General features: G+C 40.1%; 22 protein-coding genes. 15 read left to right on the top strand and 7 right to left on the bottom strand.

The annotated features are described in order from the left end of the window. Positions 1-10: 10 nt before the first annotated feature. From ychF to BV214_RS07215, 5 genes are all read left to right on the top strand, one after another. Positions 11-1,105 carry a redox-regulated ATPase YchF gene (gene ychF, locus BV214_RS07235; protein WP_086476823.1) on the top strand — a complete coding sequence of 365 codons (1,095 nt, stop codon included), beginning with the start codon at positions 11-13 and terminating at the stop codon, positions 1,103-1,105. Between the two features lie 370 nt (positions 1,106-1,475). Further along, entirely contained in the window at positions 1,476-3,338 is a 1,863-nt protein-coding gene (locus BV214_RS07230) for a DNA topoisomerase IV subunit B (RefSeq protein ID WP_086476822.1), read from the top strand. 25 nt (positions 3,339-3,363) lie between these two features. Next, positions 3,364-6,021, top strand: a complete 2,658-nt coding sequence (locus BV214_RS07225) for a DNA gyrase/topoisomerase IV subunit A (protein WP_086476821.1) — start codon at positions 3,364-3,366, stop codon at positions 6,019-6,021. Between the two features lie 17 nt (positions 6,022-6,038). Then, positions 6,039-6,470, top strand: a complete 432-nt coding sequence (gene mscL, locus BV214_RS07220; RefSeq protein ID WP_086476820.1) for a large-conductance mechanosensitive channel protein MscL — start codon at positions 6,039-6,041, stop codon at positions 6,468-6,470. Between the two features lie 113 nt (positions 6,471-6,583). After that, positions 6,584-7,540: a sterol desaturase family protein gene (locus tag BV214_RS07215; protein ID WP_086476819.1), complete on the top strand. Its 957-nt coding sequence runs from the start codon at positions 6,584-6,586 to the stop codon at positions 7,538-7,540. 103 nt (positions 7,541-7,643) lie between these two features. On the opposite strand, the gene BV214_RS07210 is transcribed toward BV214_RS07215, so the two are convergent. Next, positions 7,644-8,021: a DNA topoisomerase IV gene (locus tag BV214_RS07210; protein ID WP_086476818.1), complete on the bottom strand. Its 378-nt coding sequence runs from the start codon at positions 8,019-8,021 to the stop codon at positions 7,644-7,646. 109 nt (positions 8,022-8,130) lie between these two features. Next, positions 8,131-8,499 carry a helix-turn-helix transcriptional regulator gene (locus BV214_RS07205; RefSeq protein WP_086476817.1) on the bottom strand — a complete coding sequence of 123 codons (369 nt, stop codon included), beginning with the start codon at positions 8,497-8,499 and terminating at the stop codon, positions 8,131-8,133. 294 nt (positions 8,500-8,793) lie between these two features. Here BV214_RS07205 and BV214_RS07200 point away from each other — a divergent pair, with 294 nt between their 5' ends. Both BV214_RS07200 and BV214_RS07195 read left to right on the top strand, forming a co-directional pair. Next, positions 8,794-9,897 carry a M14 family metallopeptidase gene (locus tag BV214_RS07200; protein ID WP_086476816.1) on the top strand — a complete coding sequence of 368 codons (1,104 nt, stop codon included), beginning with the start codon at positions 8,794-8,796 and terminating at the stop codon, positions 9,895-9,897. A gap of 110 nt (positions 9,898-10,007) precedes the next feature. Next, positions 10,008-10,487: an Lrp/AsnC family transcriptional regulator gene (locus BV214_RS07195; RefSeq protein WP_086476815.1), complete on the top strand. Its 480-nt coding sequence runs from the start codon at positions 10,008-10,010 to the stop codon at positions 10,485-10,487. A 256-nt stretch (positions 10,488-10,743) separates the two neighbouring features. On the opposite strand, the gene aroB is transcribed toward BV214_RS07195, so the two are convergent. Next, the gene (aroB, locus tag BV214_RS07190) at positions 10,744-11,805 is read right to left on the bottom strand and encodes a 3-dehydroquinate synthase (protein WP_086476814.1); all 1,062 of its coding nucleotides are present in this window, start codon (positions 11,803-11,805) and stop codon (positions 10,744-10,746) included. Positions 11,806-11,897: 92 nt separating this feature from the next. Between aroB and BV214_RS07185 the strand changes: the two genes are divergently transcribed. After that, complete coding sequence (locus tag BV214_RS07185) at positions 11,898-13,064, top strand: proline dehydrogenase family protein (protein WP_086476813.1); 1,167 nt, start codon at positions 11,898-11,900, stop codon at positions 13,062-13,064. A 113-nt stretch (positions 13,065-13,177) separates the two neighbouring features. Here the strand turns inward: BV214_RS07185 and BV214_RS07180 are convergent, their stop codons facing one another. The 4 genes from BV214_RS07180 to porX form a co-directional block, all read right to left on the bottom strand. Next, complete coding sequence (locus tag BV214_RS07180) at positions 13,178-13,558, bottom strand: hypothetical protein (RefSeq protein ID WP_086476812.1); 381 nt, start codon at positions 13,556-13,558, stop codon at positions 13,178-13,180. Positions 13,559-13,561: 3 nt separating this feature from the next. Next, positions 13,562-14,761: an alanine dehydrogenase gene (locus BV214_RS07175; RefSeq protein ID WP_086476811.1), complete on the bottom strand. Its 1,200-nt coding sequence runs from the start codon at positions 14,759-14,761 to the stop codon at positions 13,562-13,564. 250 nt (positions 14,762-15,011) lie between these two features. Then, positions 15,012-15,437: a tRNA (adenosine(37)-N6)-threonylcarbamoyltransferase complex ATPase subunit type 1 TsaE gene (gene tsaE / locus BV214_RS07170; protein WP_086476810.1), complete on the bottom strand. Its 426-nt coding sequence runs from the start codon at positions 15,435-15,437 to the stop codon at positions 15,012-15,014. A gap of 14 nt (positions 15,438-15,451) precedes the next feature. Beyond that, the gene (porX, locus tag BV214_RS07165) at positions 15,452-16,996 is read right to left on the bottom strand and encodes a T9SS response regulator signal transducer PorX (protein ID WP_086476809.1); all 1,545 of its coding nucleotides are present in this window, start codon (positions 16,994-16,996) and stop codon (positions 15,452-15,454) included. A gap of 30 nt (positions 16,997-17,026) precedes the next feature. Here porX and BV214_RS07160 point away from each other — a divergent pair, with 30 nt between their 5' ends. From BV214_RS07160 to sucD, 7 genes are all read left to right on the top strand, one after another. Then, positions 17,027-18,256 carry an HD domain-containing protein gene (locus tag BV214_RS07160; RefSeq protein WP_086476808.1) on the top strand — a complete coding sequence of 410 codons (1,230 nt, stop codon included), beginning with the start codon at positions 17,027-17,029 and terminating at the stop codon, positions 18,254-18,256. Positions 18,257-18,279: 23 nt separating this feature from the next. Continuing rightward, positions 18,280-19,296, top strand: coding sequence for a UDP-3-O-(3-hydroxymyristoyl)glucosamine N-acyltransferase (gene lpxD, locus BV214_RS07155; RefSeq protein WP_086476807.1), 1,017 nt, complete (start codon positions 18,280-18,282; stop codon positions 19,294-19,296). Then, the gene (locus BV214_RS07150) at positions 19,293-20,702 is read left to right on the top strand and encodes a bifunctional UDP-3-O-[3-hydroxymyristoyl] N-acetylglucosamine deacetylase/3-hydroxyacyl-ACP dehydratase (protein ID WP_086476806.1); all 1,410 of its coding nucleotides are present in this window, start codon (positions 19,293-19,295) and stop codon (positions 20,700-20,702) included. Before lpxD ends, BV214_RS07150 begins: the two co-directional genes overlap by 4 nt. Continuing rightward, the gene (gene lpxA / locus BV214_RS07145; RefSeq protein WP_086476805.1) at positions 20,703-21,488 is read left to right on the top strand and encodes an acyl-ACP--UDP-N-acetylglucosamine O-acyltransferase; all 786 of its coding nucleotides are present in this window, start codon (positions 20,703-20,705) and stop codon (positions 21,486-21,488) included. A 5-nt stretch (positions 21,489-21,493) separates the two neighbouring features. Further along, positions 21,494-22,057: an elongation factor P gene (efp, locus tag BV214_RS07140; RefSeq protein WP_086476804.1), complete on the top strand. Its 564-nt coding sequence runs from the start codon at positions 21,494-21,496 to the stop codon at positions 22,055-22,057. A gap of 32 nt (positions 22,058-22,089) precedes the next feature. Next, positions 22,090-23,022, top strand: a complete 933-nt coding sequence (locus tag BV214_RS07135; protein ID WP_086476803.1) for a UDP-3-O-(3-hydroxymyristoyl)glucosamine N-acyltransferase — start codon at positions 22,090-22,092, stop codon at positions 23,020-23,022. 76 nt (positions 23,023-23,098) lie between these two features. Next, positions 23,099-23,971 carry a succinate--CoA ligase subunit alpha gene (gene sucD, locus BV214_RS07130; RefSeq protein WP_086476802.1) on the top strand — a complete coding sequence of 291 codons (873 nt, stop codon included), beginning with the start codon at positions 23,099-23,101 and terminating at the stop codon, positions 23,969-23,971. Positions 23,972-24,133: the final 162 nt, after the last annotated feature.

The following is a 24,133-nucleotide window of genomic DNA, read 5'->3' as shown; positions in this document are numbered from 1 at the left end:
ATTTAGAACCATGAAAGCAGGTATTGTAGGATTGCCCAATGTAGGCAAATCAACCCTTTTTAATTGTTTGTCCAACGCCAAGGCACAGAGCGCCAATTTTCCATTCTGTACCATAGAGCCCAATATAGGGGTGGTGAATGTACCGGATACTCGATTGGAAAAGCTGGAGGAGCTGGTAAAGCCAGAAAGAGTGTTGCCTGCCACTGTAGAGATCGTAGATATTGCAGGATTGGTAAAAGGTGCCAGTAAGGGAGAAGGTTTGGGGAACCAGTTTTTGGGGAATATCAGGGAAACGGATGCTATTCTTCATGTGCTTCGCTGTTTTGACAATGATAATATTGTGCATGTAGATGGTTCCATAGACCCTATAAGGGACAAGGAGACCATTGATATGGAGTTGCAGTTAAAAGACCTAGAAACCGTTGAGAAAAAGCTAGACAAGGTAAAACGTGCCGCAAAAACTGGGAATAAGGATGCTCAGAAAGAAGAGGCAGTACTTCAAGTTATAAAAGAAGGCTTGGAAACAGGTACCTCCGTGCGTGCATTGGATATATCCAAAGAAGATAGGGCAGAGTTTGTGAAGCCCTTGCAGTTTATTACGGATAAGCCAGTGATGTACGTTTGTAATGTGGATGAAGACGCTGCAACTACAGGTAATGCCTATGTAGAGCAGGTGAGGGCAGCCGTTGCCAAAGAGAATGCCGAGGTTATCTTTTTGGCGGTTGGTACAGAGGCCGATATCACCGAGTTGGAGAGTTATGAGGAGCGACAGCTGTTTTTGGAAGACTTAGGGTTAACCGAACCCGGCTCTGCAAAGCTGATACGAGGTGCTTATAAATTATTGGATTTAGAAACTTATTTCACCGCAGGCGTTAAGGAAGTCCGCGCTTGGACCATTCCTGTAGGAGCTACCGCACCACAAGCAGCTGGGGTAATTCATACTGACTTTGAGAAAGGGTTTATTAGGGCAGAGGTAATTGCTTATGAAGACTTTATCGCTTACGGTAGTGAGGCAAAGGTGAAGGAAGCGGGAAAAATGAGGGTAGAAGGTAAGGAGTATGTTGTAAAGGACGGTGATGTTGTGCACTTCCGCTTTAATGTGTAGGTAGGACTTCGATTTTATTCTTCGTAATAATCTAGTATTTTTGCTTTTGGGACATTGGTCAATCTTGATGTCCGTACTGTGAGAAATCGATTTTAACTTTCCATCGGAAGCTAGGTGGTTAGCTTTGCCTAATGCTCCCTAGGGACTAATATAGGTCTTAAGGCTGGAAAGTAGATTTTTTTTAGTATAATAGTCACGTGTTGCAGTCAAGGATTATGAGCCGATAATAATCTGGGGTATAAATTATGTATCTTGGTAGGCTTGCTATCAACAAACTTTAGCTTTTATTGTTAATTACTTTAACAGCTATGGGTTTCATCTTTTTATAACCCTTGCTATATTAGCAACACTTACATTTAAAGCCCTGAAAATGTTAGAAAATACCCAGTATACAGAAGACAATATCCGATCGCTAGATTGGAAAGAACATATTAGGATGCGTCCTGGTATGTATATAGGAAAGTTGGGGGATGGTTCCTCAGCCGATGATGGTATATACATCCTATTAAAGGAGGTCATAGACAATAGTATCGATGAGTTTGTAATGGGATCCGGAAAAACGATCGAAATCGGAATTCGGGACAATGTTGTAACTGTTAGGGATTATGGCCGTGGAATACCTTTGGGCAAAGTGGTAGACGTAGTCTCCAAAATGAATACTGGGGGTAAGTACGATTCTAGGGCCTTTAAAAAATCGGTAGGTTTAAATGGGGTGGGTACCAAAGCGGTAAACGCTTTATCCAGCTTCTTTAAAGTAGAATCTGCACGGGAGAATAAATTAAAGGTTGCCGAATTCTCAAAAGGGAATCTGGTAGAGGAAGCAGGTCCCGAAGATTCGTCTAGGCGAAAAGGAACAAAAGTAAGTTTTGTTCCGGACGAGGAGATATTCAAGAAATACAAGTATCGGAACGAGTACGTGGGGCGTATGCTGAAGTACTACGTGTACCTAAATCCAGGGCTTACAATTATTTTTAATGGCGAAAAGTATCACTCAGAAAATGGATTGAAAGACCTGTTGGAGGATAACAACAGTGTGGATGATATGGTTTACCCCATCATTCATTTGAAAGGGGACGATATTGAAATTGCCCTTAGTCATAGTAAAACACAATATAGTGAGGAGTATTACTCCTTTGTAAACGGGCAAAACACCACTCAGGGTGGAACGCATCTGGCGGCCTTCAGGGAAGCTGTGGTGCGAACGGTGCGTGATTTTTATGAAAAGAATTACGATGCTTCGGATATTAGAAAATCTATCATCGCTGCGATTGCTATTAAAGTGATGGAGCCGGTATTTGAGAGCCAGACGAAAACAAAATTGGGGTCTACGGAAATGGGGGGAGATCTTCCTACCGTAAGAACCTATATCAATGATTTTGTGGGGACTCACTTGGATAATTATCTGCATAAAAATCCTGAAACGGCAGAGTTGCTTCAAAAGAAGATTGTTCAGGCAGAGCGCGAGCGTAAGGAATTATCCGGAATCCGGAAGCTTGCCAGGGATAGAGCCAAAAAGGCGAGTCTCCACAATAAGAAGTTGCGGGACTGTAGAATACACTTGGGAGATTCCAAGAACGAGCGTTGTCTAGAAAGTACTCTTTTTATAACGGAGGGAGATTCCGCATCGGGTTCCATTACCAAATCCAGGGATGTAAATACTCAGGCTGTATTTAGTCTGAGAGGGAAGCCATTAAATTCCTATGGAATGACTAAAAAAATAGTCTATGAAAATGAGGAGTTTAATTTACTACAGGCAGCACTAAATATAGAAGACTCTATAGAGGATTTACGGTATAATAAAATTGTGATTGCGACGGATGCCGATGTGGACGGTATGCATATCCGATTACTGCTTATTACCTTTTTCCTTCAGTTCTTCCCCGAGCTAATTAAAGAGAATCACTTGTTTATCTTACAGACACCACTTTTCCGTGTTCGAAATAAAAAGAAAACCTTTTATTGCTATAGCAATGAAGAAAAGCAGGAAGCGGTGGAGAAGGTGGGTAGCAACCCGGAGATTACAAGATTTAAGGGATTGGGTGAAATTTCCCCAGATGAATTCAAACATTTCATTGGTGAGGATATAAGATTGGAGCCTGTGATGTTAGATAAATCCATGTCCATAGAAAGCCTACTGGAATTTTATATGGGAAAGAATACTCCGGACCGCCAAGAATTCATCATTAAAAACCTTAGAGCAGAGGTTGATCTTATAGAGGACAACCAATTATAAACCAAGCTAATACGAGTTTTTCTGAATGGAGGAAAATGAAGATCTAAACCAACTATCACAAGATAATAACGAACAACCTCAAGATGCCCTGACCAAAGTAACAGGGATGTATAAAGACTGGTTTCTGGACTACGCATCCTATGTAATTTTGGAGCGTGCGGTCCCAGCAATAGAGGATGGCTTTAAGCCGGTGCAACGACGAATTATGCATGCCTTAAAGGAGCTAGACGATGGTAGGTATAACAAAGTAGCGAATGTAGTAGGGCACACCATGCAGTATCATCCGCATGGGGATGCTAGTATAGCAGATGCAATGGTCCAAATTGGCCAAAAAGACCTGTTGATAGACACACAGGGGAACTGGGGAAATATTCTAACAGGGGATAGTGCGGCGGCTTCTAGGTATATTGAAGCGCGACTCACAAAATTTGCTTTGGAGGTGCTTTTTAGTCCAAAAATCACCGAATGGCAACTATCTTATGACGGTAGAAAAAAAGAACCGGTAAACCTGCCGGTTAAGTTCCCGTTATTATTGGCCCAGGGGGCAGAGGGAATTGCAGTGGGATTATCCACCAAAGTCCTGCCTCATAATTTTATAGAATTAATAGACGGTTCTATAAAACACCTAAAAGGGCAGCGTTTTACGATATATCCAGATTTTCCTACTGCGGGTATCATAGACGTGAGTAATTACAACGATGGGATGCGTGGAGGAAGAATAAGAGTCCGCGCTCGCATTCGGCAATTAGATAAGAACACGCTGGTTATAAATGAGATACCCTACGGCACTAACACTTCTTCTTTAATAGATTCTATCCTTAAAGCAAACGAAAAAGGGAAGATTAGAATCCGTAAAATAGAAGATAATACGGCAGAAAATGTAGAGATATTGGTGCACTTGCCTAACGGTATCTCACCAGATAAGACAATAGATGCACTTTACGCTTTCACCTCCTGCGAGTCTTCCATTTCACCCTTAGGTTGTGTGATAGAAGACCACAAACCTCTTTTTGTTGGGGTAACGGAAATGCTAAAGCACTCTACCGATAATACGGTAGCCTTGTTAAAGGCAGAATTGGAGATTAAGCTGGGAGAATTGGAGGAGCAGTGGCACTTTGCTTCTTTGGAGCGGATTTTTATTGAGAAGAGGATTTATCGTGATATTGAAGAGGAGGAGACTTGGGAAGGGGTGATAGAGGCAATCGATAAAGGTTTGGCTCCTTATACCAAACATCTTAAAAGAGCAGTAACCAAGGAAGACATTGGTCGACTAACAGAAATTAGGATTAAAAGGATTTCTAAATTCGACCTGGACAAGGCTCAGGAGCATTTGGATAACTTAGAGAAGAGTATTGAAGAGGTGAAGCATCATTTGGCTAATCTAATCGATTATGCCATTGCTTATTTTAGATCCCTTAAAGAAAAATACGGGAAGGGCAAGGAGCGTAAATCGGAAATCCGAATATTTGATGATATTGAAGCTACTAAGGTGGTGATCAGAAATACGAAACTTTATGTAAATAGGGAAGAAGGGTTTGTGGGCACCTCCTTGAGGCGTGATGAGTATGTGACCGACTGTAGTGATATTGATGATATTATAGTGTTCACCCGGGATGGAAAGATGATGGTCACCAAGGTGGACAGTAAAACCTTTGTGGGGAAAAATATTATTCACGTTGCGGTCTTTAAGAAAAAGGACAAACGAACTATCTATAACCTAATTTACAAGGATGGTAAGGGAGGTTCCAGTTTTATAAAAAGGTTTAATGTGACCAGTGTAACTAGGGATAGGGAGTACGATCTAACGCAAGGTAAGCCTCAGTCAGCGGTATTGTACTTCTCTGCCAACCCAAACGGGGAGGCAGAGGTGATTTCTGTGCAACTGCGACAGGTGGGAAGTATTAAGAAATTGAAATGGGATATAGATTTTGCCGATGTATTGATTAAAGGTCGTGGTGCAAAAGGAAACTTGGTTACCAAATACTCTGTAAAGCGAATTGAACTGAAGGAGAAAGGCGTTTCAACTCTAAAGCCAAGAAAGATTTGGTTTGACAAGGTTGTGCGTAGGCTGAATGTGGATGGTCGTGGGGAATTACTGGGTGAGTTTAAAGGGGACGATCTGCTATTGGTGGTAACCCGGAAAGGGATCGCAAAAACGTTTACCCCTAATCTATCCACGCACTTTAATGACGATATGTTGATCTTGGAAAAATGGAATCCAGACAAGCCTGTTTCGGTAGTGTATTATGAAGGGGAGAAAGAGCGATTTCATGTAAAGCGCTTTTTGATTGAGAGCGAAAATAGGGAGGATTTAATAATTACCGAGCATCCAAAATCTTATTTGGAATATGTGAGTACGGATTGGAAACCGGTGATAGAAGTGGAGTTTGTTAAACCTCGAGGTAAAGATGCGAAGCCTAATCAAGTGGTTGAGCTGGAGGAGTTTATATCCATTAAGGGAATTAAAGCTTTAGGCAATCAGCTCACTCCGGATAGGGTGAGGAAAATAAATATTCTAGATCCCATCCCTTACGAGGAGCCTAAGGAGCTTGAGCCAAGTGAAATAGAGGTGGTAGACGAGGAAAAGGTAGCTGGATTGGATTCATCTGCGGAAGGCGCTAATAAGAAAGGCGCAGATAGCAAGAATCTAGATGATGATGAAGGTCAAACCAAACTATTTTAAGATTATAAACCGAGTTCATGGGAAAGTTTTTTAAAGATTTTAGAGAGTTTGCTGTAAAAGGCAATATGATAGACATGGCGGTGGGAGTTATTATAGGAACTGCCTTTAATAAGGTGGTTAGCACGCTGGTGAATCAAGTGTTAATGCCTCCCCTATCCCTTTTAACGGATGATGTACATTTCGCCGATAAGGAATACGTTTTAAGGCCAGGTGCCGAGGGGGTAGAGGAAATAGCAATTGGTTACGGAGCGCTAATTGAAGTGTTGGTGGATTTTCTTATAATCTCCTTAACCATCTTTGTGATTGTTAAGTTTATCAATAGGTTTAAGGCGAAGGCAGAAGATCCTAAGAATAAGGAAGTGGCCACGCCAAGAAATATAGAGCTGTTGTCTAATATGGAGAAGTTGATGCAAGAGCAGAATGAGTTGCTGAGACGGCAATCCAAATAAAAGATGGTTCCCTGGAAGTTGTTCTCAGCTATGATATTTTATTAATGTTAAATAAGAGGGATTCTTAGGTTTCCCTTTGTGTTGTTATATATTTACCCCAAACTAGTTTAAATATGGATTTTACCAACCCCCTAGTATATGGAGTGCCTTGTTTTATCGCTTTTATATTGCTGGAGCTTACATATAGCAAAACGCATGGCGATGATAAGTTGTATGATTGGAAAGATTTTGCAGCAAGCGGCTTTATGGGAGTAGGGTCTGCTATTATTGCCCCGCTGATTAAGGTGGTATCTGCTATAGTTATTTTTGAGTTCGCTTACGAGCTATTTAATCCTATTACTGATGGGGTGCGGACCAATATTTTGGGGTATGCCTCCTTTAGTTATGCTTGGTATGTGTGGATACTGTGTCAGCTTGCCGACGATTTTACCTATTATTGGTTTCATAGGGCTAATCATGAAATACGTATTCTATGGGCAGCTCATATAGTACATCATTCTTCCGACAACTACAACCTGGGAACCGCTGTGAGAAATGGTTGGTTCACCATCCTTTATAAGCCTTTATTTTACATGTGGATGCCTATGATTGGATTTCCGCCGGAAATGGTTGTGGTGTGCTTAGGAATAGAAGCGTTGTGGCAATTTCAATTGCATACGGTTTACGTACCTAAATTAGGGTTCTTGGAAAAGATTTTTAATACCCACACCATGCATCAGGTGCATCACGCGCAAAATGTGGAGTATTTGGATAAAAACCACGGTGGATTTTTAAACATATTCGATAAGATGTTTGGTACTTGGAAGGAGTACGATGAGGATATAGATGTGAAGTTTGGTGTTACCAACGCTCCAAACTCCCACAATCCCTTGATTATTTTAACGCATGAGTATAAGGATATCTATAAGGATGTGAAGAGCGCTAAGAAACTCTCTCATGCGCTTATGTATATCTTTGGTCCGCCAGGATGGAGTCCGGATGGAAGCACCTTAACTGTGAAGCAGCAGCAGCGTTTGTACGAGGGGCAAAAGAAGTTAAATCCCGAGGTGGCTTTTAGTAGGCCAAATTAAATACTGATTATTAGCAACAAAAAAACCGTCATAATGGCGGTTTTTTTTTGTAGTGTTTTTTAGAGGCTCTTTCTTGTGTGTGAGTCCGATAAGTGATGGTTGCTTAATCTACTTTAATGGCGGTTCCGGTAGATCTGTTGGGGCTGCCTACTAATCGGTATTCAAAAGTGTAGGAGTCCTTTGTAGTGGATAAAATCTTCATGTGGATAGACTTTTCCTCGGCCATGTTTTTGGGGTGAAGTTTCCTCACTACGTATTCGCAAGGGTTGATCCACCTAACGGAAGAGGTATCAGACTTTCCTCCAAAGTGTTCTATTTCGATATCTCCTCTTCTTTCAAAGATGGTGGTGTGTTCTTCCCCGTCAATTGTTGCGGTAAAGGAGAATTTACCGTCTTTAAAATCTGCGCAATTTCGCTCGGGTTGATAGCATGCACTCAAGCTTAATAAGGCTACTAAAACAAGGGGTATTCTTTTGATCATAATTCAAAATATAAAAATTAGAGGGTATGAAACGTCAAAAATACCACATTATAACGGTAATATAAAAGGGATTTCAATGCTTTATGTCTGGGATATGCAAGGGTGAAATCTAATTATCCGTGTAGGCTTTAAAACTGCCGTCCGTATAGAAAATAATTATTTTTTCAATTTTTGAGGCAGGCTCGGGGCTCGCTTCAAAAGTTTCTTTGGGAAGGGGAGCTTGAGTTGCGGTAGGTGCTTCGGATTCTGATCTCTTGGGAAAACTTCCCTTACCATACAGTAGCCAGTATAAATCTACCTCTGGAAAAGAGGATACCACTCGCATCACAAAATCTAAGCTAGGTTTGTTTCTTCCAGACAAGAGGTGGGAGATGCTAGATCTTTGCACTCCAATTTTATCGGCAAACACAAAGGCGGGGAGGTCGTAATATTTTAAGACTTGCTCGAGTCTTTTTGTAAATTCCTGGTTGTTTATCATTGTAAATTCATTGATTCAAAGCTAATGAAATATAATTATATATTAATATAAATTCTCAGTTAGGTCGTCAAATGAGTTTAACTTAACGTTTAAGTATTATTACGTAAGTAGTTGAAATTGAGTGAAATAAGTCTCAACTATAGTTTTTGCATATAGGTCCTGAAGGTTGGGTTACAAAAGTAAACTACCGCATCCACCCCCTCTTCATGTTAATTTACAAATGTAAATTAAGAATTGACAAGTGTAAATTATTTTGAAAGTATATTTGTGCTTCATTCCATACTATCAAGTCAGATGTTTAAATACAATTACAATGCAATAAAGGTTAAGGAGGTTCAAGGAAGATATGTTACCCTAAAGGATATTGCTCCTTTTATGGATGCAGTAGCTGCCAATTTTTCAGTTTCTCAAGTAGGGAAATCCGTTCAAAAGAGGGATATAGAATCTATTGATTTGGGTTCTGGAAATACGCGTATTCTCATGTGGTCTCAAATGCATGGAAACGAGTCTACCACCACCAAGGCAGTTTTGGATCTTATTAGTTTCTTAAATGCAGGATCAGATCTTGCGGTCCTAATTTTAGAAGCCTGTACTATAAGAATACTACCTATGTTGAATCCGGATGGCGCTTTAGCGTATACTCGGGTAAATGCCAATAAGGTAGATTTAAATAGGGATGCTCAAGAAAGGACTCAGCCAGAAAGTGAGGTGTTAAGGGAGGCTTATCAAAATTTTAAGCCTCATTTTTGTTTTAATCTACACGACCAACGTACTATATTTAATGTAGGGGATACGAACAAACCAGCTACCGTTTCCTTTTTGGCTCCAGCTAGTGACCCAGAAAGGAGTGTTTCTAAGAATAGGGCGGTAGCCATGAAATTAATCGTAGCAATGAATAATGAGCTGCAAGACTTTATTCCGGGACAAGTAGGGAGGTATGATGATGGGTTTAACAAAAATTGTGTGGGGGATACCTTTCAAATGCTTAACACGCCTACCATCCTCTTTGAAGCGGGACATTATCCGGACGATTATGAACGCGAACAAACCAGGTATTATATATTTTTAGCGTTGATGAAAGCTTTACAGGTAGTCGCCAACGATGAAACGGATGCCTATTCATTGGATTCTTACTTGGATATTCCAGAAAACAACAAGCTTTTTCTGGATGTGATTATCCATCATTTGGAAACCATAAACCCTAGTTATAAGGCTGGAGACAGCGCAGGAATTTTATATGTGGAAACCTTGGTGGAAAATAAAATTGAATTTGTTCCAAAATTGGAAAAAATTGGGGATTTAAGTGGTTTTTTTGGTCATAAAACCTATAATTGCTTAAGTGTTAATGATTTAGCGGATGTGCAAGCTACCCCAAAACTGTCTAATCTTTTAAAATAAATGGAAATACGTTCCCTAATTCCAAAATCATTACACAATTCATATAAAAATGACACTTTCATTACATTTAATTCGATATTTTGTTATTTTTGCATTTAAATTTAACACTGATGGGTAAAGTAAAATTAGACGAAATAGACCACCAAATCTTAGACATGTTAATTGATAACACTAGGACACCTTTTACGGATATTGCTAAGAAACTATTGATTTCTGCAGGTACCGTGCATGTGCGAGTAAAGAAAATGGAGGAAGCGGGAATCATAAGAGGGTCTTCCCTTACGCTAGATTATATAAAGTTGGGATACTCATTTATTGCCTATGTGGGAATTTTTCTTGAAAAGACGCATCAAACAAAATTTGTATTGGAGCGCTTAAATCAGATTCCGAACGTTACCGTAGCACATATTACAACTGGAAAATTCAATATTTTCTGTAAAATTAGAGCCAAGGATACCAATCACGCTAAAAACATCATCTTTAAAATAGATGATATCGATGGAATAAGTAGAACTGAAACCATGATTTCCCTAGAGGAAAGCATAAACGATAAAAAGCGATTGATGCACACTATATTTAATGAGCTGTAGATTGGTTCTTAAAATATAAAATCCCATTCAAGTTTTTTTGAATGGGATTTTTTTTGGTCTTAATTCTAGGGGTAGAATAAGCGGTATATCTCCTGTTTCCGATTTCTTAACATCAACAAAATGCTTAGCCGCTAAAGGTTAAGTTTCTTAGTGTCTGGCTTCCGTCATTCAGTTGAAATCAATAGGTCCTCTTTCCTTCGCCCATCATTCGGAAACCTCTATAAATCCAGGATCCTTATAGTGTAGCTAGAGGTATTTAGTTGGCGTAATAATCAAAAGCTTCCAACATTAGTTCCGGGCTCACTTTAATATCGATGGCAGGTTCCCCAATGGCGTGTAGTAGCACAAAGTTAATGTTCCCGTGAGAGTTTTTCTTGTCAAACTTCAATAAGGAGAGAATAGATTCAATGTCGGCCTTTGTAAAGGAAACTTTCTTGTATCTGCTTAAAAAAGTTTCTTTTATGTCTTCCAATTCAGCTAGTGGCAGTCCTGTTAATTTATGGGACAGGTAGGCTTCCAGAATCATTCCAACTGCAATTGCTTCTCCATGCAATAGTAATTCGTAGTCTGGGTGCTCCAGAAAATAGGACTCCACCGCGTGGCCTAGGGTGTGCCCATAATTCAATATTTTTCTTAAATGTTGCTCCGTAGGATCTTTAACTACCACCTCATTTTTTATAGAAACCGATGTGTGGATTAAGGAGTCTATCTCCTTAAATCCAGCGACATTTTTTAGGGTGCTCCAATAGTTGGCATCAGAGATTAATCCATGCTTTAGCATTTCGGCAAACCCACTTTGTAGTTGTCTTTCGTCCAGGGTGTTTAAAAACAGGGGATCAACCAACACTAATTCTGGCTGATTAATTACGCCAATTTGGTTTTTTAGGGATCCCAGATCTACTCCGGTTTTGCCTCCAACTGATGCATCTACCATAGCGAGGAGGGTAGTTGGGACATTAATAAAGTCTATTCCTCTCTTAAAACAAGAGGCCACAAATCCACCGAGATCGGTTACTACACCGCCACCCAAATTAATCATGGCGCTCTTGCGATCTGCATCCAATTCTGAGAGCACTTCCCAGACCTGCGTACAGGTCTCAATATTTTTGTTTATTTCCCCGGCTTCTATCTCAATAATCTCAAAATCGTAATCCCCTTCAATGTTTCCCATAAATCTGGGAAGGCAATGGTTATGGGTGTTTTCGTCTACTAGAATAAACAGTTTGGAGTAGTTTTTACTGGCCAACTGATCATTGATAACTTTGTAGCCGTTTTCATTAAAATGTACCGCGTAGGTGTCGGTAATAATGGAGTCCATAATCGCAATAGTTTGATGCAAAATAAAGACTATTTATTGTGATTGAATACAAATTCTGTACTTATCTTTGGATCCTTAATAAATACGTATAAATGAGGGATCTTTTTGAGGATACTGCAACGGCTTTTGCTTTAAAAACCGACTCAGAACTAGAAAGGGCATATTTTTTATTCAAGTTAATAGGAAATGAACCTTTAGTAAGAATAGGTACCGCAGTTACCAACTTCGCCATTAAGGCCAATTTACCGGTAGAGCGCTTAATTAGGGCAACCGTTTTTGACCATTTTTGTGGTGGAACCAATGAAGAGGAATGTCTTGTGGTAGCCAACAGGATGTTCGAAAAGGGAGTTAGTACTATTTTGGACTACTCTGTGGAAGGTCAGCAAGTGGAAAATCAGTTGGATTATTGCTTTGAGAAAACCATGCAGACGCTAGATTTTGTAAAGGAGAAAGAAGCAATTCCCTTTGCGGTATTTAAGCCAACCGGATTTGGTCGATTTAAGTTGTATCAAAAAATTACTGCAGGGGAGGAGTTAACCACCCTGGAGGAGGAAGAATGGCAACGAGTGGTTAATAGGTTTAATAGCGTGTGTAAAAAAGCGCATGACCTAGATGTGGCCCTGCTTATTGATGCTGAAGAGAGTTATATCCAAGGAGCAGCAGATGCATTGGTGGAGCAAATGATGCAGAAATACAACATAAACAAAGCAATTGTTTTCAACACCCTGCAAACCTATAGGTGGGATCGCTTAGAGTACCTGAAAAAAATTCACGAACATGCCAAGAGTGAGGGGTATTTTATTGGAGTGAAGGTGGTAAGAGGGGCCTATATGGAAAAGGAAAACGAAAGAGCCGAAGAAATGGGGTATGCTACTCCAATATGCTCTTCCAAAAAAGCTACAGATGAAAACTTTGACGAGGTAGCTGCCTATATTTTAGATCATTTGGATAGAATTTCTCTTTTTGCTGGTACCCATAACGAAAATAGCACGTATCTGGTTATGGAGAAGATGGAAGAAAAAGGTATTGAGGTGAACGATCCAAGGGTTTGGTTTGGGCAGCTATATGGGATGAGCGATCATATTTCCTATAATCTATCTGCAAAAGGATATAATGTTGCAAAATACCTACCCTTTGGCCCTGTAAGGGATGTGATGCCATATTTGATTAGAAGGGCTGAGGAGAACACCTCTGTAGCCGGACAAACCAGTAGGGAGCTAACACTATTGAAGAAGGAGCGAAAAAGAAGAAAAATTTAAGTGGTTCTGGTAGCTACTATAGTTTGCTGAACCTATTTTAATATTATAATAAAAGGCGGGCTCGGAAATATTCCAAGCCTGCCTTTTGCTTTTATTGTATTTGTAGGTAATCCCTAAAAGCTTATATCTTCCAAAATACTTTTCTCTGGGCAATTACTAACCCTTAGAATGGCCTTTTTGTCGTTTATTGGTGCTTCTATCAAATAGGTTTTGCATGGGGTGGATTTGGTGTCACTATTCCTGAAATCTACATTGCCATTTCTTAAAAAATGGTTGATATCCGTACTGTCTAGTTTATTTTCCTCTAGTAGTTTATTGATCGCATCGGAATAGGTAACTTCCTTGGACCTAATATCTTTTAAAGTCCGGCAGTTGGGAAAATAACAGAACTCCGTATCGGTTCCTTCAGTTTTTTTCTTGAAAAAAACAGTTAAAAAAACAATGCCAATGGCTAGCCCTATTAGGTAAAAGCCCAAGCGTTTTAAAAAAGCCATAAATTAAAAAATAAGAAAATTAATATCGCTGTAGGAAAGGTCAAACCATTCCCCAACGGATTTATTGGTCAATATGCCGTGGTAAAGATACAATCCACTACGAAGTCCTTTGTCAAAACGCAGCGCATTTTCAAATCCGCCATCTTCCCCGATCTTTAACAAATAAGGGGTAAAGATATTGCTAATGGATATAGAGGCTGTCTTGGGGTATCTAGACGGGATATTAGGAACCCCATAATGCAGCACGCCATTTTTTTCAATAGTGGGTTTGTCGTGCGAGGTTAGTTCGCTAGATTCGAAACATCCACCGGTATCAATACTTACATCTATGACTACGGCGCCCTTCTTCATGTGTTCTACCATGGTATTGGAAACCACCACCGGGGAGCGATCTTTACCTCTGGTTGCTCCTATGGCTACATCACAACGCTTTAAGGCCTTTAAAAGGTTTTTTGGTTGTATGGTAGAGGTGTATACCGTTTGTCTGAGATTGGTCTGAATGCTTCGCAACTTACTTATAGAATTATCAAAAATCTTGATGTTGGCACCTAAGCCCAAGGCAGATCTTGCTGCAAATTCACCAACCGTCCCGGCACCAATGATCACAACTTCTACCGGGGGTACTCCGCTGATATTTCCAAACATCAATCCATTCCCATTATTGGTAGCAGCCATAATTTCGGAGGCAATTAAGACCGAAGCGGTTCCTGCAATTTCACTTAAGGATCGTACTGCGGGAAACTTGCCTTCATCGTCCCTAATATATTCGAATGCAATGGCTGTTATTCGTTTTTTTGCTAGCTCCTGAAAATATTTCTTGCTAGTGGTTTTAATTTGCAAGGCAGATATAATGGTGGACTGCGGGTTAATTAATTGAATTTCTTCTAGGGTAGGGGGTTCTACCTTCAAGATAATAGGGCAGCCAAAAACTTTTTTAGCATCCCTGGTAATCTCTGCGCCCGCATTAGTGTATTCTACGTCTAGGTAATTGGCGCCCAATCCTGCTCCAGATTCTATAAGAATTCGATGTCCATTAGCCGTAATGGCGTTTACCGCGTCGGGAGTGAGGCAAATGCGCTTTTCCTGAAATTGGTTTTCCTTGGGAATTCCAATAAAAAGTTCTCCTTTTTGTTTTAGGATTTCCAAGGTTTCTTCCTGCGGAAGCAATTGCTGCTTACTAAATGGTGAGGATTGTGGGTTCATAGGTTGTAGTGCTGTCTTGGTAGGCGCAGAATTGCTTTGAAACTTTGTGCCCCAAAATTACAATATTTTTTCTTTAGGTGATTTCACTTTATTAGTGACTTCTTTTCTGGTCTCGCCTTTTTACCTTGCCTATTTCAACTTGCCTGTACAGTGTGGATTCTCCGAGTGTAAATGCATAGCTAAACTGCATAGTTAAAGGGGGTGATAAGTACTAAGCACTATATGATTAATGCTTAGGGACGTACTGCTTCTAGGATGTCTCGTCCTTGGAAATTTTTAGGCTTCTGGTATTTTCATCAATTAGATTAATATGTATATGGGTGGCGTGTTCTGGTATTAACGACTGAATTTTTTCTGGCCACTCCATAAAAATCCAGCTGTCCGTATATAAGTAATCCTCCAAACCTAAGTCCAAGGCCTCGCTTTCATCCTCTAAACGGTAAAAATCAAAATGGTATCCTAATACCTCTCCATCCTTGTTGTGGTATTCATTAACAATGCCAAAAGTGGGGCTACTACTGGTATTTCCCCCGCCCAGTTCCTTAACCAAGGCTTTGATTAAGGTTGTTTTTCCAGTCCCCATATCTCCGTGGAAGCAGAGCGTCTTGGAGTTAGTCTCCTTTATTATGTATTGCACAATAGACTCCAATTGTGCCAAGGTATAGGTTTTATTCATATTGAAAATCCATATTATTTAGGTTCTAATACAACAAATGGTATCACCATCTCCTCTAAAGATACTCCTCCATGTTGATAGGTATTGCGATAATAACTAACGTAATGGTTGTAGTTGTTGGGATAGGCGAAGAATAAATCATTTTTTGCAAATATAAAAGAACTGCTTACGTTGATGGAAGGCAAATATATTTTGTTTGGATCTTTTGCCATTAAAACGTCTTTCTCATCATAAGTAAGGCTTTTTCCTGTTTTATACCTTAAATTGAGGCTGGTCTCTTTGTCCCCAATTACTTTTGAAGGTTGCTTAACGTTTATAGTGCCGTGATCCGTGGTTAAAATTAGTTTTAATCCCATGGCCTGGGCCTGTTGGATGATTTCCAATAAGGGAGAATTCTTAAACCAGCTTAAGGCAAGGGACCTATAGGCCTTGTCATTGGAAGCTAACTCTTTTACAACCTCCATTTCCGTTTTGGAATGGGAGAGCATATCTACAAAATTGTAAACAATTATAGTGAGGTCATTGTCTTTTTGGGACCTGAGGTTTTGAGCCATGTGCTTGCCCTGCTTTAGGCTACTGATTTTGTGATATTCCCATTTAATATCCAATCCCGTCCGTTTCAGTTGAGCCTCGAAAAACTGGGATTCATGTAGATTCTTTCCTCCTTCGTCGGTGTCGTTTTTCCACCACTGGGGGTGCTTTTTTTCCATATCAAGAGGTGTTAGCCCAGAAAACATGGCATTTCTTGCATACTGGGTGGCTGTGGGGAGGATGCTGTAATAAGGAGTTTCACTTTCTTTTCTATAGTAGGTATTTAAGGTGTCCTCAAACGCCATCCATTGATCATATCGAAGGTTATCGATAATTAACAGCAAGGTTTTTCGGTCCTTTATTTCCGGTTTAATCAATTTATTGAACAGGGTGTGAGACATGATGGGGGCGTCTTGGTCTTGGAACCATTGTGGATAATGTTGGTCTATGAATTTTCCAAAATGTCTATTGGCTTCTGTTTTTTGGGATTCCAAGATTTCGAACATTCCCGAATCTTCAATTTCCTCCAATTGCAATTCCCAGTAAATCAGTTTCCTGTAAAGGTCGGTCCATTCTTCATGGCTATTAACCATGCTTAGGTCCATGGCTATTTTCCGAAACTCCTGTTGGTAGTTAGAAGTGGTTTTTTCCGATACCAGTCGGGAGTGATCTAAATTCTTTTTTAAGGAAAGTAATATTTGATTGGGGTTTACGGGCTTTATGAGATAATCGGCAATCTTAGCACCAATAGCCTCTTCCATAATCATCTCTTCCTCGCTTTTGGTAATCATCACCACGGGAAGGGAGCCATGGGTGGCTTTTATCTCATTAAGTGTCTCTAGTCCGGAAATCCCCGGCATATTTTCATCTAAAAAAACAATGTCTACTCGTTGCTCTTTTAGTACTTCCAACGCTTCGCGACCACTTAAACAGCTAACAACTTCATAGTTTTTATTTTCTAAGAAAAGAATGTGTGGTTTTAACAAATCTATTTCATCATCTACCCAAAGTATTGTTATCTTGTTCATTATATTTGTCGGCGTAAAAGTATTGTGATATTGATCAAATCAAAGAAACTAAAAATTTTCAATGATCCAATTTACGGATTTATTGGAATACCCAGTGCACTTATTTTTAATCTGATCGAGGAACCCTATTTTCAACGGCTCCGGAGGATTTCGCAAATGGGTCTTTCCTATTTAGTGTATCCAGGTGCTCATCACACGCGCTTTCCACATGCATTGGGAAGTATGCATCTAATGCAGCAATCCATTCAAAGTTTACGATTTAAGGGAGTTTCCATTACCAAAGAGGAGGAAGAAGGGTTACTGTGTGCTATTCTGCTGCACGACATTGGTCATGGGCCTTTTTCCCATGCTATGGAGCATTCCATTGTGGAAGGGGTTAGCCATGAGTATATTTCCTTGATGTTTATGGAGGAGCTAAATCGTAAATACAAAGGCAAACTGTCCGTAGCTATCTCTATATTTAAGGGGCAGTATCCCAAAAAGTATTTAAACCAACTAGTATCTAGTCAGATTGATATGGATCGTATGGATTATTTGAAGAGGGATAGCTTCTATACGGGAGTGGCAGAAGGGAACATAAACTCCGAACGACTACTTACCATGTTGAATGTTTACAATGGGGAATTGGTAGTAGAGGAAAAGGGGATTTATTCCGTAGAGAAGTTTCTAATGGCCAGGCGCTTTATGTATTGGCAGGTTTATTTGCACAAAACCGGTTTGGTGGCAGAACAACTTTTGATACGTATTTTAAAAAGGGCTAAAGAACTATTGGAAGCGGGAGAGCAATTACCTTGTAGTGGTGCTTTACGATTTTTTATGGAGCATAAAATATCTAAAGAGGATTTTAATCAGGCGGTGTTGGATCAGTTTGCCAAATTGGACGATGTGGATATCATGTGGGCTATTAAATGTTGGCAAGATGAGGATGATTTTGTACTTTCAACCTTGTGTAAAATGATCGTTAACAGGCGATTGCTCCATGTTAAGCTGAAAAATAAACCAATCAATCAGGAAAGACTTCAAAAACATTTTTTAAAATTTAAAAACAAATATAGCCTAACGGATAAAGAGACGGCTTATTTTGTGTTTTCCGGGGAAACCCATAATCAAGCCTATGACGCAGAAGGTCAGCATATAGGTATATTGCGGTCTAACGGGAAGATAACGGATATAGCTAAGGCATCGGATCAGCGGTACTTGAAAGCGCTTTCAAAAACGGTGGTCAAATATTATATATGTTATCCTAAAGTGGCGGTTTAACTATTTTTCTTACTTTTGTGCCCATGATATTTACAGCTAGCCAAATTGCAGGTATTTTAGAAGGGGATGTGGAGGGTAATCCGGATGTCGCTGTTCATAAATTGTCTAAGATTGAAGAGGGAGAGGAAGGATCATTAACCTTTCTGGCTAACCCTAAGTATACCTCTTATATATATACTACCAAAGCATCTGTGACAATAGTGAATCGAGATTTCGTTCCGGAGCATGAAATCACAACCACGCTCATCAAAGTAGATGATGCCTACAATTCTTTTTCCAAACTGTTGGAGTATTACAATCAGGTAAAAAATAATAAAGTTGGCATTGAAAGTCCGGTTTTCTTATCGGATACCGCAGAACATGGGGAGGATTTCTATTTGGGAGCCTTCGCTTATGTGGGTAACAATGTGAAGATTGGAAACAATGTTAAAATTTATCCTAACGTATATATAGGGGATAATGTAGAGATAGACGACAATGTGGTGTTGTTTGCTGGTGCCAAAATATATTCTGAAACCATTATAGGTAAGAATTGTGTAGTGCACAGCGGAGTAATCCTGGGGGCAGATGGCTTTGGATTTACACCCAATGAACATAATGAATACTCAAAAGTTCCACAGACCGGAAATGTTATCTTGGAAGATAACGTGGAGGTAGGTGCCGGTACAACTATAGATAGAGCTACTTTGGGATCTACCATCTTAAGGAAAGGGGTAAAGTTGGATAATCAGATCCAGATTGCCCATAACGTGGAAATAGGTGAACATACCGTAATTGCCGCGCAAACTGGCATCGCCGGATCTACTAAGATTGGTAAGTATTGCCAAATAGGTGGACAGGTAGGCATAGTGGGGCATATTACTATAGGTGACTATGTGAAAGTACAGGCCCAGTCCGGTGTCGGTAGAAATGTAGACGACAATGAAACCCTTCAGGGGTCACCGGCATTGAGTTATGGCGATTTTAACAAGTCGTACGTCCACTTTAAAAATTTACCTAAAATTATTAATAGATTAGAACATATCGAAAAAAAGGATTGACGGTGGGTAAAACAGAGATTAAACAACGGACAATTGCAAAAGAAGTAACGCTAACAGGCGTTGGTTTGCATACAGGGGAAAATGTTACATTGAAATTTGTACCTGCCCCAGAGAATTACGGGTACGCGTTTAAACGTGTAGATTTGGAAGGGGAGCCCTTGATTGAGGCAAATGCCAATTTTGTGGTTAATACCCAAAGAGGGACCAACCTGGAAAAACGCGGCGTTAAAATTCATACCTCAGAGCATGTTCTTGCTGCATTGGTGGGTATGGAGATCGATAACGTCATTATTGAATTGGATGCCCCAGAACCTCCAATTATGGACGGTTCTTCAAAATATTTTGTGGAAGCATTGGAAAGTGCTGGCATAAAAGAGCAAGAGGCAGCCAGAGAAGAATACATCGTTAAAGATGTTATATCTTATAAGGACGAAGAAACGGGAAGCGAGATTACGATTATTCCGTCAGATAGCTATCAAATAACTACTATGGTAGATTTTGGCACTAAAGTCTTAGGTACTCAAAACGCCACCTTGGAAAAGCTAAGTGATTTTAAAACAGAAATCGCAAATGCCAGGACCTTTAGTTTCTTGCATGAATTAGAGATGTTATTGGATCACGGGCTAATTAAGGGCGGTGACCTTAATAATGCCATCGTTTATGTAGACAAGGAGATTTCCGAGGACACCATGAAAAAATTGGAGAAGTCCTTTAATAAGGAAAAATTGTCCATTAAGCCTAATGGGATTCTAGACAACTTAACCCTGCATCATCCTAACGAGGCAGCCAGACATAAATTGTTGGATGTGATTGGGGATTTGGCTTTAACGGGAACAAGAATCAGGGGAAAGGTAATAGCCAATAAGCCTGGACACTTTGTAAATACCCAGTTTGCTAAAAAACTATCCAAGATCATTAGATTGGAAAAAAGGAATGCCGTTCCTCAATACGATCTTAGTCAGCCTCCATTGATGGATATTCATAAAATTATGGATATGTTGCCGCACAGGCCTCCGTTCTTGTTGATTGATAGGATATTGGAGCTTTCGGATCAGCATGTTGTTGGGATGAAGAATGTTACGATGAACGAGCAGTTCTTTGTTGGGCATTTCCCGGGTGCCCCTGTAATGCCTGGGGTACTTCAGGTAGAGGCTATGGCACAAACAGGAGGTATTCTAGTCTTGAGTACGGTTCCAGATCCAGAGAACTACCTAACTTTCTTTATGAAGATCGATAATGTGAAGTTTAAGCAAAAAGTATTGCCAGGAGATACTTTGGTTTTCCATTGCAGTCTTATTTCGCCCATTCGTAGAGGAATATGTCACATGCAGGCGTACGCGTATGCCAACAATAAATTAGTGTGCGAAGCAGAAATGATGGCGCAAATAGTTAAAAAGAAAGAATAGATGAACCAACCGCTGGCTTATATACACCCAGGCGCTAAAATCGCTAAAAATGTAGTGGTAGACCCGTTTACCACCATCCATAATAATGTAGTTATTGGAGAGGGAACTTGGATAGGATCTAATGTAACCATAATGGACGGGGCTAGAATTGGGAAAAACTGTAATATCTTTCCCGGTGCGGTTATCTCTGCACCTCCACAGGACCTAAAGTACGATGGGGAGGAAACAACCGTTGTAATTGGGGATAATACTACCATTAGAGAGTGTGCCACTATCCATAAGGGTACCGTTGATAGAATGAGAACGGTAATTGGAAAAAATTGCCTAATTATGGCATATTGCCATGTTGCCCACGATTGCCTTGTTGGGGATAATTGTATTTTTTCCAACAATTCTACGCTTGCAGGACATGTGAGTATTGGAGACAATGTTATTCTTGCCGGTCTGGTGGCCGTGCATCAATTTGTGTCCATAGGTAACCATGCCTTTGTTACCGGTGGGTCCTTGGTAAGGAAAGATGTTCCTCCTTTTGTAAAGGCCGCTAGGGAACCATTATCTTACGTAGGAATCAATTCCGTTGGCTTAAGGAGACGTGGATTTACCTCGGAAAAGATTAGGGAGATACAGAACATCTATAGAATATTATATCAGAAAAACTACAATAATAGCCAGGCCTTACAAATCATAGAGGCCGAGATGGAGGCCACTCCAGAAAGGGACGAGATCTTGCAATTTATCAGGGACTCGCAAAGAGGAATTATGAAAGGATACTTTAGTAATAATTAGAATTTATGGCAAATACATCAGACATAAGAAAAGGTTTGTGCATTAGGTACAACAACGACATTTATAAAATAGTTGAATTTCTCCATGTAAAACCAGGGAAGGGTCCAGCTTTTGTTAGAACTAAACTAAAAAGCGTTAGTACTGGGAAAGTTTTGGAGAACACCTTTGCTGCCGGTCATAAATTGGATGATGTGCGAGTAGAAACTCGTTCATACCAATTTTTATACGCCGAAGGGGAGATGTATCATTTTATGAATACAGACGATTACAATCAGATTTCCCTTCAGGAAAGTACTTTGGATGCACCCAACCTACTTAAGGAAGGGGAAGTGGTTACCATTCTCTTTAATACGGAAGACAGTATGCCCTTATCTGTGGATATGCCCGCAAGTGTTATTCTAGAAGTCGCCTATACGGAGCCTGGAGTTAAAGGAAATACCGCTACCAATGCAACTAAGCCTGCAACTTTGGAAACTGGGGCTACCGTAAATGTCCCGCTATTCATCAACGAAGGTGATAAGGTTAAAATAGATACAGAAAAAGGAGCTTATTTAGAGCGGGTTAAATAATATTCCGCCTTCCAGTATAAAGTATTGTATATATGAGATTTCCGTCCCCATATACCCTAAAACAAATTGCAACCATAATCAACTCGGAATATGTGGGGCCTGATGAATTTCCCGTATTGGGAATGAACGAGATCCATGTAGTTCAAAAGGGAGAGATTGTATTTGTAGATCATCCAAAATATTACGAAAAGGCATTGAATTGTAATGCAACCGTAATATTGATCAATAAAAAAGTGGACTGTCCCCCGGGAAAGGCTCTTTTAATTTCCGAAGACCCGTTTAGGGATTTTAATGCCCTAACCCTTTTTTTTAAGCCCTTTGCAAAGTCGGATTCTGCCATTTCCAATACTGCAATAATTGGGGAGAATACGGTGATACAGCCCAATTGTTTTATTGGAAACAATGTAGTAATTGGCAAAAATTGCCTAATCCACTCCAATGTTTCTATTTATGACGACACGGTTATTGGGGATAATGTAGTGATCCATGCAGGTTCTATCCTAGGTTCGGATGCGTTTTATTACAAAAAGAGACCTGAAGGCTTCGATAAGCTGATATCGGGAGGTAGGGTAGTAGTACAGGATAATGTGGATATAGGTGCCCTTTGTACTATAGATAAAGGGGTAACGGGAGATACCTTAATTAAAAAAGGCACCAAGCTAGATAACCAAGTACATGTGGGGCACGATACGGTCATTGGAGAAAACTGTTTAATTGCCTCCCAGACCGGTATTGCGGGTTGTGTTATTATAGAGGATGAAGTTACCCTTTGGGGTCAAGTTGGGGTCACCAGCGCAGCTACCATAGGAAAGAAAGCAGTCGTTTTAGCCCAAACCGGAGTATCCAAATCCTTGGAAGGAGGTAAAAACTACTTCGGGAGTCCGGTAGAGGAAGCTAGGGAAAAGTTAAAGCAATTGGCTTATATAAAACAGCTTCCAGACCTGCTGAGAAAATTAGATAAATAAATAAGCAAGGGAATAGTTTAGTATATCTATTCAAATCTATATTTTTGCTTTAATCAATTTAACGAAAAATAATATAATGAGCGTTTTAGTAAATAAGGATTCCAAGATTATTGTTCAGGGTTTTACAGGTAGCGAAGGTACTTTTCACGCCGAACAAATGATTGAATATGGTACCAATGTTGTTGGAGGTGTAACTCCTGGCAAAGGAGGACAAGAACATTTGGGAAGACCTGTGTTCAACACCGTTGAGGAAGCCGTGCAACAAGTGGGAGCAGATACTTCCATTATATTTGTACCTCCAGCTTTTGCAGCTGATGCTATTATGGAAGCGGCTAGTGCCGGTATTAAGGTGATTATTACTATTACAGAAGGTATTCCAGTTGCCGATATGGTGATGGCATATGATTATATTAAGCATATGGATTGCCGATTGATTGGACCTAACTGTCCTGGAGTAATTACTCCAGGCGAAGCCAAGGTAGGTATTATGCCTGGTTTTGTGTTTAAAAAAGGATCTGTCGGGATTGTTTCCAAATCTGGAACTTTAACCTATGAGGCCGCAGATCAGGTGGTTCGTCAAGGATTGGGTATTACCACGGCTATCGGAATTGGAGGAGATCCTATCATTGGAACCTCTACTAAAGAAGCAGTAGAATTGTTGATTAATGACCCCGAAACGGAATGTGTGGTTATGATCGGTGAGATTGGTGGCCAATTGGAGGCTGATGCCGCTAAATGGTATAAGGCCAGTGGAAGCAAGAAACCAATTGTTGGTTTTATTGCTGGTGAAACTGCCCCTGCAGGAAGAACCATGGGTCACGCAGGAGCTATAGTTGGTGGTAGTGATGATACTGCCCAGGCTAAAAAAGCTATTATGAGGGAATGTGGTATCCACGTGGTAGACTCTCCCGCAGAAATAGGATTAAAAGTTAAGGAAGTAATGGGATAATCCCATTTTAACGATATGAAATTCCGTTTGTGCTGCGTTTTTCCATTCCTATGGAAAGTCTCAGTATAAACGGATTTTTTTGTCCATAGGGACTGGTTTGTAGAAACCTAAACGCATTTTGGACAAATATTTCCAATCTGGAAAAACAAAACTTATATTTGA

The sequence above is a fragment of the Arenibacter amylolyticus genome (assembly GCF_002150785.1).
GTDB lineage: Bacteria > Bacteroidota > Bacteroidia > Flavobacteriales > Flavobacteriaceae > Arenibacter > Arenibacter amylolyticus.
Note: the sequence above shows the minus strand (reverse complement) of the source record. Positions and strands in the feature narration are given on the sequence as shown.

Excerpts from the sequence above, each read along its gene's own strand:
- porX (WP_086476809.1), bottom strand. The coding sequence starts at position 16,996 with ATGAACAAGATAACAATACTTTGGGTAGATGATGAAATAGATTTGTTA.
- BV214_RS07225 (WP_086476821.1), top strand. The coding sequence starts at position 3,364 with ATGGAGGAAAATGAAGATCTAAACCAACTATCACAAGATAATAACGAA.
- BV214_RS07195 (WP_086476815.1), top strand. The coding sequence starts at position 10,008 with ATGGGTAAAGTAAAATTAGACGAAATAGACCACCAAATCTTAGACATG.
- efp (WP_086476804.1), top strand. The coding sequence starts at position 21,494 with ATGGCAAATACATCAGACATAAGAAAAGGTTTGTGCATTAGGTACAAC.
- BV214_RS07185 (WP_086476813.1), top strand. The coding sequence starts at position 11,898 with ATGAGGGATCTTTTTGAGGATACTGCAACGGCTTTTGCTTTAAAAACC.
- lpxD (WP_086476807.1), top strand. The coding sequence starts at position 18,280 with ATGATATTTACAGCTAGCCAAATTGCAGGTATTTTAGAAGGGGATGTG.
- BV214_RS07135 (WP_086476803.1), top strand. The coding sequence starts at position 22,090 with ATGAGATTTCCGTCCCCATATACCCTAAAACAAATTGCAACCATAATC.
- BV214_RS07230 (WP_086476822.1), top strand. The coding sequence starts at position 1,476 with ATGTTAGAAAATACCCAGTATACAGAAGACAATATCCGATCGCTAGAT.
- aroB (WP_086476814.1), bottom strand. The coding sequence starts at position 11,805 with ATGGACTCCATTATTACCGACACCTACGCGGTACATTTTAATGAAAAC.
- BV214_RS07175 (WP_086476811.1), bottom strand. The coding sequence starts at position 14,761 with ATGAACCCACAATCCTCACCATTTAGTAAGCAGCAATTGCTTCCGCAG.
- BV214_RS07215 (WP_086476819.1), top strand. The coding sequence starts at position 6,584 with ATGGATTTTACCAACCCCCTAGTATATGGAGTGCCTTGTTTTATCGCT.
- BV214_RS07200 (WP_086476816.1), top strand. The coding sequence starts at position 8,794 with ATGTTTAAATACAATTACAATGCAATAAAGGTTAAGGAGGTTCAAGGA.
- BV214_RS07210 (WP_086476818.1), bottom strand. The coding sequence starts at position 8,021 with ATGATCAAAAGAATACCCCTTGTTTTAGTAGCCTTATTAAGCTTGAGT.
- tsaE (WP_086476810.1), bottom strand. The coding sequence starts at position 15,437 with ATGAATAAAACCTATACCTTGGCACAATTGGAGTCTATTGTGCAATAC.
- ychF (WP_086476823.1), top strand. The coding sequence starts at position 11 with ATGAAAGCAGGTATTGTAGGATTGCCCAATGTAGGCAAATCAACCCTT.
- mscL (WP_086476820.1), top strand. The coding sequence starts at position 6,039 with ATGGGAAAGTTTTTTAAAGATTTTAGAGAGTTTGCTGTAAAAGGCAAT.
- BV214_RS07205 (WP_086476817.1), bottom strand. The coding sequence starts at position 8,499 with ATGATAAACAACCAGGAATTTACAAAAAGACTCGAGCAAGTCTTAAAA.
- sucD (WP_086476802.1), top strand. The coding sequence starts at position 23,099 with ATGAGCGTTTTAGTAAATAAGGATTCCAAGATTATTGTTCAGGGTTTT.
- BV214_RS07180 (WP_086476812.1), bottom strand. The coding sequence starts at position 13,558 with ATGGCTTTTTTAAAACGCTTGGGCTTTTACCTAATAGGGCTAGCCATT.
- lpxA (WP_086476805.1), top strand. The coding sequence starts at position 20,703 with ATGAACCAACCGCTGGCTTATATACACCCAGGCGCTAAAATCGCTAAA.